This window comes from Mesorhizobium sp. M1329, assembly GCF_040318035.1.
GTDB lineage: Bacteria > Pseudomonadota > Alphaproteobacteria > Rhizobiales > Rhizobiaceae > Mesorhizobium.
Window position 1 is genome coordinate 49,059 of sequence record NZ_JAMYLN010000004.1, and the last position, 14,761, is coordinate 63,819.

Sequence of the window (14,761 nt, forward strand, 5' to 3'; positions counted from 1 at the left end):
TTCATGGATAGCCGCACCTCGGCAGCCGTTGCCCGTAGCCGCAGCACTTCCGATGCCGACTTGTCACCGGATTTGCTTTCGAAACTCGCCTGGTGCCATTCCAGTTGTCTTGGAAAAAAGACGGCTGAACGAGGCGACGTCCTGATATCCCACTCGATAGCAAATTTCTGACACGCTCAATTTTGTTTCCTCAAGCATGGATTTTGCCAACTCCAGCCGCCTTTCCTGGATCCATTTTCCCGGCGTTGTCTGGAGTTCGTCGAAAAATCTGCGAGACAGGGTTCGCGAAGACATGCCCAATTCGGTTGCCAGAAATTTCAGATCGATTTCCGACATCTTGTCTTTCGAGAGCTCGCGCAGCTTGTTCTCGAATGGGCTGGCCTCGTTCGAAATTCCATCGAGAGAAAATTCGTAGGGACTCTGGAATGTGCGCGGCGGCGGGAGAACCAGAAGTTTTCGAATGATCCGCTCCTCCTTCGAGAAGCCCAGATCGATCAGCAAAGCCCTGGCGAGTTCGAGCCCGGAAAACCCGCCTCCGCATGTGTAGAGGCGGTCCTGGCGAATGAGCAAGCGGGAAGCGTCCCATCGCACTTGCGGAAACCGGCGGCTTGCCTCGGCTTTCAGCCACCAGGATATCGTCGCGCGCTTACCGTCCAATAATCCTGAATTGGCGAGCAGATAACATGCACCGCAATGTGCTGCGATGATTGCGCCCTGCTGTTGTGCGAGCGCGATCAGCGGTTTTGAATGTTCACTCTCCTCGTCGAGCGAGCGCAGAAGCTCGGGAATCTCGACACCCGGCATCGCAATGAGAATCAGGACATCCATTTTCCGGGATGGTTGAGCCTTTGTCGGGAAGAAAATTCCGGTGCTTGATGCCGACGGCGCGCCCCTTGAAACGAACTCACAGGAGAGAACCTGTGAACGGCAGACGTCATTCACAAGCTGAAACATTTCCACGAGCGTCGAGACGACGGCCGAATAGAAATTCGACGGCAGCCAGATCACGACGTGGAGGCTCCTGTCAGCCATTGCGGTTCTCCCGGTGTCGTTCCCGTAGAGTGGCAAGTCTAGCATAGTCTTTGTCAAAATTGCCAATTCCAGAACAAGCGCGGCGCCTCCAGGATGGCCGCATGCGGGCTGCGGACGAAGCGGCCTGTGGAAATCCATGGCTGGGAAGATGCAAATGCTGAAATCGCTGAATGAAAACAACGCGGCACATATACCGGATTCAGAGCGTATCATAAAACCGCAGCGCTGGTCCGGGCCCAGACTGGCGCTCCTGGCGTTCGCGCAGTTCATCATCGCCATCGATTACAACATCGTCTATGTCGCCTTGCCAGATATTGGCCGTGATGTCGGCTTTACGGTCCAGTCGCTGCAATGGGTCGTAAGCGCCTACGCGGTGGCTTTTGGTGGTTTCCTGTTGCTCGGCGGCCGCGCAGCCGACCGGCTCGGGCCACGGCGCATGTTCATCCTGGCGCTGGTGATCTATGGCGTTTCCTCATTGGCCGGCGGATTTTCTCCCGATGCCCTAACGCTGGTGGCTGCCCGGGCGGTGCAAGGCCTGGGCGGAGCGCTGCTGTTTCCAGCAACCATGGCGTTGATCAATACAAGTTTCGCGGAAGGCAGCGAACGCAACCGGGCGCTTGCTGTCTGGGGCGCGACGGGAAGCGGCGGCCTGGCAGCCGGCGCGATCATCGGCGGCGTCCTCACCAACAACTGGGGTTGGCAGGCGGTCTTCTTCTTCACCGTTCCGCTGGCCCTGTGTGCCGCGCTTATCGCTGCGCCAATTCTGCTGGCGCCAGATCCCGCGAGAACCAGCAGCCGCAGTTTTGATCTTCCGGGTGCGCTGGTCGTCACAGCAGCGGCGACCGGTCTAGCCAGTGGTCCCGAGGTGGGTTGGCAGACAGTTCGGGCCGCCGGATCACTGTCGATCGGGGCGCTGCTGCTTTGCGCCTTCGTTCTCATCGAGAGCCGCGTGCTTGATCCGCTCGCGCCACTGCGGTTGTTTGCCAATCGCAGCCTCGTCGCAGCCATGGCGGTGAGCTTCTTTCACCACATGGCGCTGAGTTCCGGTTACTACCTTCTTACGACGTATTTCCAAAATGTGCTCGGTTACAACGCGCTCGCCGCCGGCCTGGCATTCGTGCCGCTAGGGATACTTGCAATGATCGGCGGAGGGAAGACCGCGGCGCTGCTGCTCAACAATTGGGGGACGCGTGCGACGATGTTCGCCGGCATGGTCATATATGGGATCGGGCTGGCAGCGATCGCTTTTGCGATGTCGCCGGGCGGTTCGTATTGGACGGTGCTGCCCGGTATCGTCATCTATGGTTTCGGCGGCGGCATTGCCTTTACGACGCTCTTCGCCGCTGCCGCTTCCGGAGTGGCTCCCCATGAACAGGGTGTCGCGTCGGCGCTGGCGTCGACCTCCCTGCAGATCGGCGCGGCATTGGGTCTCGCCGCCATTCTTGCCGTGGCCAATGCCCGTTTAGGCGGGCAGGCCGGCGTCGCATCGGATGTCGTCAACGGGTTGCGCGTTGCCGGTTGGTTCGCCGCGGCGGCGGCTCTCCTCGGTGCGGCTCTTGCCCTAACGCTGAGGCAGCGGAATACGGTGTCGCCTCGCGATGTTGCCGCTTGCCCCGAAGCTGCATCCTGATCTGTGGTCAGTCAGAAGGCCGAGAGCAAGGTCGCGGCCGCTACGCCGGTCGGGACCTTGCTCTTGATTTTCAGCTGCCGGAGTTCATCACGTAAAGCGCACGCGAGCGTTCGAGGTGCTTGATCATCGCCTTCTCGGCGCCATCCGCATCCTTGGCTTCGATGCGTCCGATGATCTCTTCGTGCTCGGTCAGCGTGAACTTTTCCTTGCCGGTCCAGATCAGCATTTCGGTGTGGTATTCCTTTAGCCAGCCAAGCATTGCCTCGCTGACGGCGACATAGATCGGGTTGCCGGATATTGCCGCTATCTGGGTATGGAATTTCATGTCGGCGGATATGAAGGCTTCCGAGTCGCCACGATGGCTGCGCTGCTCGGCAACCGTTGCCCGCAGCTGCTGCACGTCCTCGGCGGTGGCCTTCTCCGCGGCTTCCCTGACCATGCCGCGCTCGAAGAAGATACGCGCGTTCTTGAGGTGCTCGAGCGTGTCCTTCGATGACGACAGGATGATCTTGGCTGCGCCATCGACCTGCTTGATGATCGACTTGGCGGTGAGCTGCAGCACCTTGGCACGCTCACCATGCGAGATCGCGACCAGCCCCATATTGCTCAACGCCTGCATCGCCTCGCGGATCGCCGGCCTGCCGACCTCGAAGCGCTCCATCAATTCGCGCTCCGATGGCATGTCGTCACCCGGCAGCAATTCGCCGCTGGTGATCAGGCGCTTCAGTCTCAAGAATACTTCGTCGGAAAGCTTGCGCCGGACGATCGGCTCCGAACGGTTCATCGTCGCGAATCACTCCTTTGACCGACCTATACCTAGCATTTCCGCCGTGAATTCCGGAACGCCTGTTGCCGGCTCGCCCTTACCTGCCAAGCTGGATAGGGCTTGCAATGCTTATGTACTCATTATACCAGATTTCGAGGGCCAAGGAACCTTTTTCGAACCACCCGGCAGGCCGCGCGAATATGATTATTCTCACCTATCGCATCGAAACGCCTGGCAATGTCGAGGCGCTGGCGGCCAAGATCGCAAGCGACCAGTCGACCGGAACCTTCGTCGCGCTGGCCGGCGAGACCGAAGAGCTCAAGGCCAGGGTCGCAGCGCGGGTCCTGGCGATACGGCATCTGCAGGATGCGGATCGGCCGTCTCTTCCCGAAACCGGCCCGGAAGCCGGCTCCGAAGCAAGCAATGGCCCGGTCAAGCGCGCCGACGTCGACATCGCCTTTCCGCTGGACGCCATCGGCACCGACCTGTCGGCGCTGATGACCATCGCCATCGGTGGCACCTTTTCGATCAAGGGCCTGTCCGGCATCCGGGTTGTAGACATGAGGCTACCCGAGGAATACCGGGGCGCGCATCCGGGCCCGCAATTCGGCGTCACGGGCAGCCGCAGGCTGACCGGTGTCGCGGATCGTCCGATCATCGGGACCATCGTCAAGCCGGCGCTGGGGCTCCGTCCGCACGAGACGGCCGCAATGGTGCAAGAGCTCATTGCCGCCGGCGTCGATTTCATCAAGGATGACGAGAAGCTGATGAGCCCGGCCTATTCCCCGCTGTCGGAGCGGGTGAGGGCAATCATGCCACTGATCCTCGACCACGAGCAGAAGACCGGCAAGAAAGTTATGTATGCCTTCGGCATCTCACATGCCGATCCCGACGAGATGATGCGAAACCACGACCTGGTAGCAAACGCCGGAGGCAATTGCGCCGTGGTCAACATCAATTCGATTGGTTTCGGCGGTATGGCTTACCTCCGAAAACGCTCCAGCCTGGTGCTCCATGCCCACCGCAATGGCTGGGACATTCTCACCCGTCATCCCGGCCTCGGTATGGATTTCAAGGTCTGGCAGCAGTTCTGGCGGCTGCTCGGCGTCGACCAGTTCCAGATCAACGGCATCGCCTCGAAATACTGGGAACCCGACTGGTCCTTCGTAGAATCCTTCAAGGCGGTGACCACGCCGATCTTTTCGCCGGCCGATTGCGCATTGCCGGTCGCCGGCTCCGGTCAGTGGGGCGGGCAGGCGCCTGAAACCTTCCAGCGAACCGGCCGGACGGTCGATCTTCTCTATCTCTGCGGCGGTGGCATCGTCAGCCACCCGGACGGGCCGGGCGCCGGCGTGCGCGCCGTGCAGCAGGCCTGGCAGGCGGCGGTCCAAGACATTCCGTTGGCGGATTATGCCTTGAGCCATGTCGAGCTGGCGCGATCGATCGAGAAGTTCGGCGGCGAGGCGGCTTGACGCCATGCAAAACCTGCTTCTGAGTTATTATGGCGACGACCTTACCGGCTCGACCGACGTCATGGAGGCGCTCGAGCTCGGCGGCGTGCCGACCGTCCTGTTCATGCGCCAGCCGGACGAGGCGCTGCTTTCGCAGTTCGCGCATTGCCGCGCCCTCGGGCTTGCCGGCACCAGCCGCAGCGAGACGCCGCAGTGGATGGACACGCATCTGCGAGATGCCTTCGCCTGGCTGAAGACCGTCAACGCCGAGATCTGCCACTACAAGGTCTGCTCGACCTTCGATTCCAGCCCGGCGATCGGCAGCATCGGCCGGGCGATCGAGATCGGCCGCTCGGTTTTCCGGCAAGGCGGCGTGCCGCTGGTGGTCGGCGCGCCGCAGCTGAAGCGCTACACCGCCTTCGGTCATCTGTTCGCTGCCTATCGCGAAAAATATTTCCGCATAGACCGCCATCCGGTGATGAGCCGCCATCCGATAACGCCGATGGACGAATCCGACCTGCTGATCCATCTGTCGCGCCAGACAGACCTCAGCTCGGGCCTGGTCGACCTGGCGACGCTGCAGTCTGCGTCGCGGTCGGAAGCATTCGACCGGCTTGTGGAGGATGGCAGAGGTATCGTGCTTGTCGATGTCGACAGCCTGGAAACCCAGGCGCTTGCCGGCAAGGAGATTTGGCGCGCTCGCAAGCCGGGCGGTTATTTCGTCGTCGGCTCTTCGGGCATTGAATATGCCTTGTTGGTCGAATGGGCATCGAACCGGATCGTGGATGCCAAACCTGCCTTTTCGCCGCCGGGCGCTGCCGACAGGATCGCCGTGGTCTCGGGGAGCTGCTCGCCGACGACGGAACGACAGATCCGGCATGCTCTGGCCGACGGCTTCGACGGGATCGAGCTCGACCCGGTCGAACTGGTTTCCGAGACGTCGAACGACGCTATTGCGCGCGCGGTTGCAACCGGGCGCTCCACCCTACAGGCTGGGCGCAGCGTCATCCTCTACACCGCGCTCGGACCTGCGGCCGACCGCGGTACTGAAATCGATCTCCGGGAAGGCGCCCGCCATAAGCTCGGCCGTGGCCTTGGCGAGGTTCTCCGCGAACTGACGCTTCAAGAGCAGCTGCTGCGCGTGGTCATCGCCGGCGGCGACACGTCGAGCCATGCACTTGGCCAGATGAGCGTCGACGCGCTGACTGTGCGAATGCCGCTGCCCGTATCGCCGGGCTCGCCGCTTTGTGTGGCGCATTCAAGCGTTAAGGCGATCGATGGGCTGGAAATTGCCCTCAAGGGCGGGCAGGTCGGAACCGACCGCTATTTCTCCGCTATTCGCGATGGCGTCGGCGGTTGAGAGCGGGGAATATCGCGTCAAATCGGTGATGCTCAATCGAGATCTAAGGTAATAATTAGCCGGCAAACCAGAAACTTAAGGCGTTCAGGTCGGCGGCGATGCCACTCATCCCGCTATCTGCCCATTGCCCTGCTTGGACGATACCGACGGGCATAGGCGACACAGGCGTCTACCGTGCTGACACAGAGCGCATCGCGGTTGTTCGGCAGGTTGTTGTCGCCGGCGTAGGCAACCTCGGCAACATGACCGTCAACCATTCGAATTTGTGTGTTGCAATAGCCGCCGGGGGCGACGTTGACGGAACCTCCGAGCGCCGGGACGGGGCCAATGGCCACCGTCGGAACGGCAATGTTGAGATTGCCGCGTTGAACGACGCGCTGATAGGTCCAGATCTGACCGGATTTGCCGACATCGGCAGTGGCGGTCGGAAAGCCGGCGCACATTCGAACGTCCGCCTCGCTAAGGCCGACCATCTCCCTGCGGGCTGCCGCCGCCGTGGCGTCCTCCTTTGCAGTGCTCGACGTGTCGTCAGGCATGACGCAGGATGACAGGATGGCGGCGCTTGCCGATAGAAGGAGAAGGGCAAGCTTTTGGGTGTGGAAAGATGTCATACCAACTTCGGATTGCGCGGGAGGCCCGAGTGCCAACCTAGGAAGTGGGCCAATCGAGTCAACCGGCAGAAAATTCACGAAGTCGTTTGGTCCGCCATTCCGCCGCACGTATCTGCTGCAAGAAGTTGAGGCTGCCGCCGTGACCGTAGCGCCCTATCTTCCGCGGGGGCATCGGATTTCCAAACCCGACCCCTTCTTGTCAGATGTACTGGCGCACGGTGCTGTGACTTTGGTTCGGCCGACGGTGTGCTAGTTTCCAGCCAATTGGTCCGGAGACGTCATGCCTATCAAGCTGCAAGAAATCGCCCTCGCTCTTCTGCTGTTGGTTGCCGGAGTTGGGGTCGGTCACGCGGAGACGGCCCAGCGGCCGCCGCCCACAGGCGGGGTTCTCTCGCTCCTGCCACCGCCGCAGATTTCCGATCATTCGATCGTCATTGCCGGACGCACGCTCGATTACGAGGCCAAGGCCGGCACGCTGTCATTACCGTCCGGCAAAGGCGATATCACCGCCGAGATTTTCTATGTCGCCTATGCACTGCATTCCGGGAAAGAAACGGGACCGGATCCGCGCCGCCCGATCACCTTCGTGTTCAATGGCGGTCCGGGAGCAGCTTCCGCCTATCTTCATCTCGGCGCGCTCGGTCCGCGGGTCCTGGCGACGGCGGCCGATGGAAGTTTCCTGCCGCCGCCGCAGAGGCTGTTCGACAACCCCGACACCTGGCTCGACATGACCGACTTGGTCTTTGTGGACCCTGTCGGAACCGGTTACAGCCGTGAAGCGCCCGGCACGGAAGCACACAGCTTCTGGGGCGTCAGCCAGGACGCCGCGTCGATAGGCGCGTTTATCCGGCTCTATCTGGCGCAGACCAACCGTACGGCATCGCCTGTCTTCCTGGCTGGCGAAAGCTATGGCGGCTTTCGAGCAGCATTGCTCGCCAGGAAGCTTCAGGAAGACATCGGCATCAGCCCGAGCGGCGTCGTGCTGATTTCGCCGGCGCTCGAATTCACGCTGGTGCGCCCGGACGAGTTCCAGCCGCTCCACTGGGCGCTCGAACTGCCGTCGCTGGCGGCAGTGCGCCTGCATAGCGAAGGCGTTTCCGGCCCTGCTCTGCAGGAGCGGCTGGCGGAAGTCGAACGCTATGCGCTCGGCGATTATCTGGCCGCGCTGGCCGGTGGGCTGGAGCAGGGTGGACGCCTGGCGAGCCAGCGTGTCGCCGCAATCACCGGTCTGCCGCTCGATCTCGTCCAGCGGCACTTTGCACGCATTCCCATAGGGCTGTTCGCCAAGGAGTTTGCACGGGCAAAGGGCAATGTTCTCAGCGCCTATGACGGCAACATCGCGACAGCGGACGTGGCGCCAGAGAGCCTGGGAGTCGAGGGTCCCGATCCGGTGCTCGACCGAAGCGTGCCGGCGCTCACCTCCGCTTTCGTCGGCTATGTGCGTGATGAATTGAACTTCCGTACGGATATCAGCTATCGGCTTCTCAACCGTGAAGTCAGCGGCAACTGGGACTATGGGACGAGCGCGACGCGTCAGGGCTATGCGGGTGTCATGGACGACCTTCAGCAGGCGCGCACGCTGAATCCCAGCCTCGGCGTACTGATCGTCAACGGCTACAGCGACCTGGTGACGCCGTACATGGGCTCGCGCTACCTGCTTGGTCAACTTCCTTCGCTTGCCGGTGCAAAGCCCATTCGCACCGAGGTGCTGGAGGGGGGGCACATGATGTATCTGAGGCCGGATGGACGGGCGGCACTGAAGGAGGCCGCGTCCGAGCTTTACCGAACGACGCAATGAGACGGTTTGCGCAAAAAAGCGCCGGATGCGCTGTTCGCCCTCTCATCAGGCCCTAGTTCCATCGCGATTGATCGGTTACACACCTAGGATGGCGTCTTTTAGCGACGTTCGACAGCGGATTAGCCGGCTCTCCAGAATCGCGCCACTGGTGCGGCGTGCTGCCGAGCGGGCCATTCGGAATACCAGGCCACACAGGCTGACAAGCCTTGTCGACCGCTGGAATGCGCTGTCGCTGGCAACGCAGTTCCTGCTCGCGGGCGGTCTATTCTCCCTGTCGGCGATGGTGGTGGTGGGGATTTCCGTCACGAACCATATCGAAACCGTGGTCACGCAGAATTCGGCTTCCGCTACGGCTCTTTACGTGGATAGCGTTATTGCGCCGCTGCTTCCGGATATGCGCAAGAGCGAAGTCCTCGACGAGAGCGTCGCCCACGCGCTCGATGAAACGCTGGGACAAGGGGCACTCGGCACAAGGCTCGAATCCTTCAAGCTCTGGCGTCGCGACGGAACCATCCTGTATTCGACCGACAAGACATTGATCGGCAAGCGCTTTGAACCCGGCGACAATCTTCGGGCGGCATTCGCAGGCCAAATGGTTTCGGAGTTCGACAAGCTCGACGATCCGGACAGCGAGGCCGAAAGAGCCAGCGGCTTGCATCTCCTCGAGATCTACAATCCGGTGCTGCAGCCATGGTCGGGGGAAGTGGTGGCCGTTTCGGAATTCTACGAGGTCGCCACTGATTTTGAAAGAAACCTGCATCAGGCACTCATTCGAACCTGGCTGGACGTTGCCGCCGTCACGGCGGCCTTCTTTCTCGGGCTGTCGGCAATCGTGTTCCGTGGCAGCCGCACGATCAGTTCGCAGAGCCGCTCGTTGAAGCAGCGCATTGCCGAGCTTTCCGATCTGCTTGCTCAAAACAGACTGTTGAGGCTGCGGGTCCAGCGTGCCTCGCAGCGTGCCACCGCACTTAACGAACGCTATCTCAGGCGCATCGGTGCGGACTTGCACGATGGCCCCGCGCAATTGGTCGCTCTCGCGGCGCTGGGGATCGACAGCCCCGTCATTGCCGATCCCGCTACGCCGCAATCGAAGCGTGCACAGGAATTGCTGGCCATCAAAGCACATCTGGACGATGCCATGCGCGAGATCAGGAGCATCAGCAAGGGCCTTGTCCTGCCGCATATCGAGCATGCCGAGCTGGGTGAAATTCTCCAGCTAGCCGTACAGGCGCACGAAGAACGAACCGGCGTCAAAGTGAGATTATCGATGACCGGCGGCCATACCCCGTTGTCGCCGGCGGCCAAGATCTGCATCTTCCGCTTCGTCCAGGAGGCGCTGAACAATGGATTCCGTCATGCCGGAGGTGAAGGTCAGTCGGTGGAGAAACATTTCGACGGCGAGCGCGTTTGTATCGAAGTGGCCGACGCCGGCGCGGGTTTTGACCCGCGAATCGTGCGTCCCGAGAGACTGGGACTCGTTGGGCTGCGCGAGCGGGTTGAAAGCCTCGGGGGCCAGTTTACCGTGACTTCCTCACAGAGTGGCACAGTCGTAAGAATGGCCCTCAACATCGTTGAAATGGGGCAGACATGACAGTAGCCATCAAGCTCGCCATCGTCGACGACCACCCGCTGTTCAGGGAAGGCGTTGTGCGCACGCTCGATCAGATCGGCGGGTTCGAGATCGTCGGTGAAGGAAGCAGCAGAGACGATGCCCTGCGGATAATCGAAGACCAGCGGCCCGACATTCTGCTGATGGACATCTCGGTTCCTGGAGGTGGCCTTGGCGTGATCGGACCGGCCCTTGAGCGGCATCCGGCACTGAAAATTGTGATGCTGACCGTTTCGGAAGAAAACCAGCACGTGATGACCGCGTTGCAGAGCGGGGCAAGGGGCTATGTACTGAAGGGGGTCGGGTCGAGGACGTTGGCTGCGATCCTGCGCACGGTAGCGTCGGGCGAACGATATGTCTGTCCACAATTGTCGGCGCGCCTGTTGGCGGATCTGTCTGCTCAATCAAAAGAGCCGGCGAAAGCTGACGGACTTGCCGATCTCACCAGCCGCGAAAGGGAGATCCTGACGCTGGTTGCCGGGGGACTGAGCAACAAGCGGATCGGGCTTCGACTGAACCTGCACGAGAAGACGATAAAGCACCACATGACGCGAATCCTGGCCAAGCTCAACGTAAGCAACAGGACCGAAGCCGCGATGACCTTGCGCGATGCGACTGAGCGCCAGCATCCGACTGTTCGCGATCATGCTTGAGCCGAAATTGCCGCACGGCGCGGCGATGTGAACTGAGCCTCAGTTGATCATTTCAAGCAATCTGTCCCGATCGGAACGCGTCGCCAGGCGCCGAATGATGGTGCGACCCTTGGCATCCCGCATTTCATATTGGCCGCTATCAATGCGCTCGCTGAGGCCGTTCGAATGCACCACGCCAATGCTCGGCCCACTTACCTCGACCCGGTCTCCCGTGATGGCATTAATAAAGAGTCTTGGCCTGCTGTCCGGGTTTACCGCAGGGACGGGATCAGGGAGATTGTCGTCCTGCGACTTTGCTTTGCCCTTGCCGGCACCGGCGTTCGAGTTCGAATTGCCGGAGTTTCCACCCGAATTGCCCGAATTGCCGTTCCCATTCCCGTTCCCGCCCCCGTTCCCGCCATTGCCGTTGCCGCCGTCTTTGGCCCAGGCAGCCTGCAGGCCGAGCGTCGGCGACGGTCCATCGAACATGACGCGATAGGGGCTCACGACGAGAACGAAGGTCAAGACGACTACAGAAATGCCGACACGACGTCCTCGTGAAGATCCGGTCCTTCGTCTCCGGGTCGTCATCAATGAACTTGCCAGTCGCATGTCGGAAATCCCTTTAATCATACGGACCTGTCGTGCTGCCTCCTGTTCGAGTTCGTTTGATGCTTAAAACAACGGTTTGTATCCGGTAAGGTCAAGACCCACCAGTCCCACGATGGTAACTGGTGGGTCTCGCTAGCGCAGGAAGGGACTATTTACTGCGCAAGTCTTTTGCCTTCCCTTGGTTGCGTCTCTCTGCGGTAGCGCCGACTTCCACCGTCAGCCAACAATAAATCCAATGGCCGCGACCCCGAAACACAGGCCAAATAACGGAAAAAGCAGCCAACGTGCCTGGTGAATGCTCGGGTCCATGGCGGCCTCCTGTAACAGTCGGCATCGCAACGGGGCTCCTCGGAACTCAGTTCCTGAAACTCTCGCATTTCGGGCTTTTGCGATAGCAGCCTCGGACCAAAGTTTGGCTGCGCGGGTCCTTGGTCGATAGGCCTACAGACTGAAGTCCCTATCCCAGGAGCCGCCCTGCATTCGGCGACCTTTGTGTCCAACTGGCAGTTGCGATCCACCGCCCCCTTCGAATGCTTTGCGTTTCTGGCTCTATGGCAGCAACGCCGTTGGTCTACTGCCGCATCGTTGAAACGGCACCAATACAGACCCATATGCGAATTGCGTCGGATGTCTCCTCCCATTGCGTCCGGCGCGTTCCCCTCTGGAGGTTGTAGACCTTCACACTTGGCCGGGCTTAACAGTCCGGCCTTTTCTTTTGGCATTTGCGCAATCCGCCTGACGGCCCTAACTTGCGAGACATCGGTAAAAATCGATTTGCAAATGCATTCACATGCTCATAACCTGCCAAACCATGAGCACGATTTCCAAAGTTGCTACGCGAGCGGGCGTGTCGCGCACGACCGTGTCGCATGTCATCAACCATGCGGACCGGGTATCGAAATCGCTGCGTGAACGTGTACAAGCGGCGATCGACGAACTCGGCTACACGCCGAACCCGCAGGCGCAAAGTCTGCGCACCGGCCGCACCAACATCATCGCGATGCTGATCCCGGACATCCGCAACCCGTTCTATCCGGAACTGGTGAAAACGGCGCAGTCGACGCTCGAGGTGGTGGGCCTCGACATGCTGATCTTCAACACCGACGTGCCGGGCGGACATTCACAGGATCACGGCCGCGAATATTTACGCCAGATCGGGCGCAAGCGGGTCGACGGCGTCATCGTTGCCGACTTCGCGCTGCACGGCATGCACAGCGAACTGCTCAGCCTCGATCTGCCCGCCGTCTTCATCGGCCATCTGCCGAACCATGCTGTCGACAGCGTCCAGCTGGACGATTTCGGCGGCGGCTATCTGATGGGCGAGTATCTGGCGAAGAGGGGCCATCGCCGCGTCGCCCATGTCACCGGGCCTTCCTTTTTCAAGGAGGCGATGGCGCGTGCCGCCGGCTTCGAAAAAGGGCTCGCCGACAATGGCGTGCCAATCTCCGCCGATCTGCGGTTCGAGGGAAGCTATCTTGCTCCGTCGGGACGGGAAGCCGTTACCTGGCTTAAGGAGAAGCACGGCGGAAACCTGCCGTCGGCGATGTTCTTCGCCAATTATCTGATGGCCTCCGGTGCGCTGACCGAATTCTACGACCATGGGATCAATATCCCTCAGGATATCGCCATCGCAGTCTTCGATGACCTGCCTCAACTGGAATATGTCAGGCCGAAGCTGACCCGTGTCGGCAACAGTCCGACAATGCTTGCCAAGCTCGCCACGGAAATGCTGCTCGAACGGCTGGGTGCCAAAGTCGAGGGCGCGCCGCGCACCGAAGTGATCCCATGCGCGTTGAGCCCATTCGACAGCGCGTGACGCCAGATGCCGGCAATGGGAACGGAGGTCCCTTCGCCAACGTTCGACCGAACAACATCAAAGGGAGGAATTGATGACTGACAAAACGACCCGCGGCCGGCCATTGGCCAGCCTGAACCGCCGTCGGCTGATCCAGGCCGGCGCTACTTTCGCCGCCGGCCTCACAGGCTTCCCGTTTATCAACAGGATGGCCGTGCGCGCTCAGGAAGCGCCGCTGAAATTCTGGCAGTTCTATGCGCCTGGCGGAGACGTGAAGCCGCAGGTCCAGTGGTTCGAAAAGCTGGTGGCCGACTGGAACGACGGCCACGACCAGAAGGTCGAGCTCGAATATGTCGTCAACAGCGAATACATCTCCGGCTCCAAGCTGGCGACGGCCTTCGCGTCGGGCGAGGGCCCCGACATCTTCCTCATCAGCCCCGGCGATTTCCTGCGTTATTACAATGGCGGCGTGCTTGCCGACCTGACGCCGCATATCGAGGATGCCGCCAAAGCCGATTTCCCGGAAAGCGTCATCGCCAACCGCATGGTGGACGGCAAGATCTACGGCGTGCCGATGGAAGTCGAGCCGATGGCCTTCTACTATTCGGTCAAAGCGTTCGAGGATGCAAAGCTCAACGAGAACGACGTGCCGAAGACCTGGGACGAGCTGTTGGCGGTCGCCAAAAAGCTGACGACGCCCAGCCGCTACGGCGTGCTGTTCGAAACGACTCCCGGCTATTACCAGAACTTCACCTGGTATCCGTTCCTGTGGCAGGGCGGCGGCGAATTCCAGGGCAAGGACGGCAAGAGCGCCTTCGATTCTCCGGCCACCGTCCAGGCGCTGAAACTCTGGCAGGACGCCATCAATACCGGCGTGGCGCCGCGTCAGGTGGTCGGCGGCGGCTTCGACATCGTCGCCAATCTCGGGGCGGGGCTGTGCGCCATGCAGAACTGCGGCATCTGGGGCATTTCGGCGATGGACAACAACGCCAAGGACGTGCCCTACGGCATCTTCAAATTGCCGACGCCGGCCAATGGCAAATACGTCACCGTCGGCGGCGGCTGGGCCTTCGTCGCCAATGCCGGAGGCAAGAACCCGGATGCCTCCGCCCAGTTCTGCGCCTGGGCGCTGGCCTCGATGGACCAAGCCTCGATCGACCGTGTCGTAAACTGGTGCACTGTCGCCAAGAGCGATATGCCGCCGCGCAACAGCGCGCTGAAGGCCGGCGCCGATGTCTTCAGCACGGGCAAGTTCGGCACCTTCGCCAAGGAGATCCATCCGGGGACGCGCGCCGAGCCGCGGGTTCCGCCGGAAGCCTACAAGATCATCTCCGACGCCATCCAGTCGGCACAGCTTGGCGGGGTTGATGCCCAGCAGGCGGCGACGACGGCCAGTCAGCAACTAGACGCGTTCCTCGCCTCCTATTCCGGCGCGCCGATCCTTTAGGCGCTTTCCAACATGCAT

General features: G+C 61.1%; 12 protein-coding genes. 8 read left to right on the top strand and 4 right to left on the bottom strand.

Annotation, left to right across the window (positions count from 1 at the left end; translation table 11 throughout):
• Nucleotides 1-63 precede the first annotated feature (63 nt).
• Nucleotides 64-1,032, bottom strand: coding sequence for a GlxA family transcriptional regulator (locus tag NKH21_RS05155; RefSeq protein ID WP_352863323.1), 969 nt, complete (start codon nucleotides 1,030-1,032; stop codon nucleotides 64-66).
• A 154-nt stretch (nucleotides 1,033-1,186) separates the two neighbouring features.
• Between NKH21_RS05155 and NKH21_RS05160 the strand changes: the two genes are divergently transcribed.
• Nucleotides 1,187-2,662, top strand: coding sequence for an MFS transporter (locus NKH21_RS05160; RefSeq protein ID WP_352863325.1), 1,476 nt, complete (start codon nucleotides 1,187-1,189; stop codon nucleotides 2,660-2,662).
• A gap of 70 nt (nucleotides 2,663-2,732) precedes the next feature.
• Here NKH21_RS05160 and NKH21_RS05165 read toward each other — a convergent pair whose 3' ends face one another.
• Nucleotides 2,733-3,446 (bottom strand): transcriptional regulator NanR, encoded by a 714-nt coding sequence (locus NKH21_RS05165; protein ID WP_352664482.1) that lies wholly within the window; start codon nucleotides 3,444-3,446, stop codon nucleotides 2,733-2,735.
• Nucleotides 3,447-3,628: 182 nt separating this feature from the next.
• On the opposite strand from NKH21_RS05165, the gene oiaX reads away from it, so the two are divergent.
• Nucleotides 3,629-4,900 (top strand): 3-oxo-isoapionate-4-phosphate decarboxylase OiaX, encoded by a 1,272-nt coding sequence (gene oiaX / locus NKH21_RS05170; RefSeq protein WP_352664484.1) that lies wholly within the window; start codon nucleotides 3,629-3,631, stop codon nucleotides 4,898-4,900.
• 4 nt (nucleotides 4,901-4,904) lie between these two features.
• Complete coding sequence (locus NKH21_RS05175; protein WP_352863327.1) at nucleotides 4,905-6,239, top strand: four-carbon acid sugar kinase family protein; 1,335 nt, start codon at nucleotides 4,905-4,907, stop codon at nucleotides 6,237-6,239.
• Between the two features lie 113 nt (nucleotides 6,240-6,352).
• On the opposite strand, the gene NKH21_RS05180 is transcribed toward NKH21_RS05175, so the two are convergent.
• Nucleotides 6,353-6,850, bottom strand: a complete 498-nt coding sequence (locus NKH21_RS05180; RefSeq protein WP_352664488.1) for a hypothetical protein — start codon at nucleotides 6,848-6,850, stop codon at nucleotides 6,353-6,355.
• Nucleotides 6,851-7,130: 280 nt separating this feature from the next.
• Here NKH21_RS05180 and NKH21_RS05185 point away from each other — a divergent pair, with 280 nt between their 5' ends.
• The 3 genes from NKH21_RS05185 (at nucleotide 7,131) to NKH21_RS05195 (ending at nucleotide 10,910) form a co-directional block, all read left to right on the top strand.
• Nucleotides 7,131-8,648, top strand: a complete 1,518-nt coding sequence (locus NKH21_RS05185; RefSeq protein WP_352863329.1) for a S10 family peptidase — start codon at nucleotides 7,131-7,133, stop codon at nucleotides 8,646-8,648.
• A gap of 535 nt (nucleotides 8,649-9,183) precedes the next feature.
• Nucleotides 9,184-10,239 carry a sensor histidine kinase gene (locus NKH21_RS05190; protein ID WP_352664492.1) on the top strand — a complete coding sequence of 352 codons (1,056 nt, stop codon included), beginning with the start codon at nucleotides 9,184-9,186 and terminating at the stop codon, nucleotides 10,237-10,239.
• Nucleotides 10,236-10,910 (top strand): response regulator, encoded by a 675-nt coding sequence (locus NKH21_RS05195; protein WP_352664494.1) that lies wholly within the window; start codon nucleotides 10,236-10,238, stop codon nucleotides 10,908-10,910. The genes NKH21_RS05190 and NKH21_RS05195 overlap by 4 nt, the downstream gene beginning before the upstream one ends.
• Nucleotides 10,911-10,949: 39 nt before the next feature.
• Here the strand turns inward: NKH21_RS05195 and NKH21_RS05200 are convergent, their stop codons facing one another.
• Nucleotides 10,950-11,414 carry a hypothetical protein gene (locus NKH21_RS05200; protein WP_352863332.1) on the bottom strand — a complete coding sequence of 155 codons (465 nt, stop codon included), beginning with the start codon at nucleotides 11,412-11,414 and terminating at the stop codon, nucleotides 10,950-10,952.
• Between the two features lie 898 nt (nucleotides 11,415-12,312).
• On the opposite strand from NKH21_RS05200, the gene NKH21_RS05205 reads away from it, so the two are divergent.
• Both NKH21_RS05205 and NKH21_RS05210 read left to right on the top strand, forming a co-directional pair.
• On the top strand, nucleotides 12,313-13,317 hold the full coding sequence (locus NKH21_RS05205) for a LacI family DNA-binding transcriptional regulator (RefSeq protein WP_352664498.1): 1,005 nt from the start codon (nucleotides 12,313-12,315) through the stop codon (nucleotides 13,315-13,317).
• A gap of 73 nt (nucleotides 13,318-13,390) precedes the next feature.
• On the top strand, nucleotides 13,391-14,743 hold the full coding sequence (locus tag NKH21_RS05210) for an ABC transporter substrate-binding protein (RefSeq protein WP_352863334.1): 1,353 nt from the start codon (nucleotides 13,391-13,393) through the stop codon (nucleotides 14,741-14,743).
• Nucleotides 14,744-14,761 lie beyond the last annotated feature (18 nt).

What these genes read in the sequence shown, in the direction of transcription:
- NKH21_RS05180 (WP_352664488.1), bottom strand. Translation starts at nt 6,850, where the DNA reads ATGACATCTTTCCACACCCAAAAGCTTGCCCTTCTCCTTCTATCGGCA.
- NKH21_RS05210 (WP_352863334.1), top strand. Translation starts at nt 13,391, where the DNA reads ATGACTGACAAAACGACCCGCGGCCGGCCATTGGCCAGCCTGAACCGC.
- NKH21_RS05195 (WP_352664494.1), top strand. Translation starts at nt 10,236, where the DNA reads ATGACAGTAGCCATCAAGCTCGCCATCGTCGACGACCACCCGCTGTTC.
- oiaX (WP_352664484.1), top strand. Translation starts at nt 3,629, where the DNA reads ATGATTATTCTCACCTATCGCATCGAAACGCCTGGCAATGTCGAGGCG.
- NKH21_RS05185 (WP_352863329.1), top strand. Translation starts at nt 7,131, where the DNA reads ATGCCTATCAAGCTGCAAGAAATCGCCCTCGCTCTTCTGCTGTTGGTT.
- NKH21_RS05155 (WP_352863323.1), bottom strand. Translation starts at nt 1,032, where the DNA reads ATGGCTGACAGGAGCCTCCACGTCGTGATCTGGCTGCCGTCGAATTTC.
- NKH21_RS05165 (WP_352664482.1), bottom strand. Translation starts at nt 3,446, where the DNA reads ATGAACCGTTCGGAGCCGATCGTCCGGCGCAAGCTTTCCGACGAAGTA.
- NKH21_RS05160 (WP_352863325.1), top strand. Translation starts at nt 1,187, where the DNA reads ATGCTGAAATCGCTGAATGAAAACAACGCGGCACATATACCGGATTCA.
- NKH21_RS05205 (WP_352664498.1), top strand. Translation starts at nt 12,313, where the DNA reads ATGAGCACGATTTCCAAAGTTGCTACGCGAGCGGGCGTGTCGCGCACG.
- NKH21_RS05175 (WP_352863327.1), top strand. Translation starts at nt 4,905, where the DNA reads ATGCAAAACCTGCTTCTGAGTTATTATGGCGACGACCTTACCGGCTCG.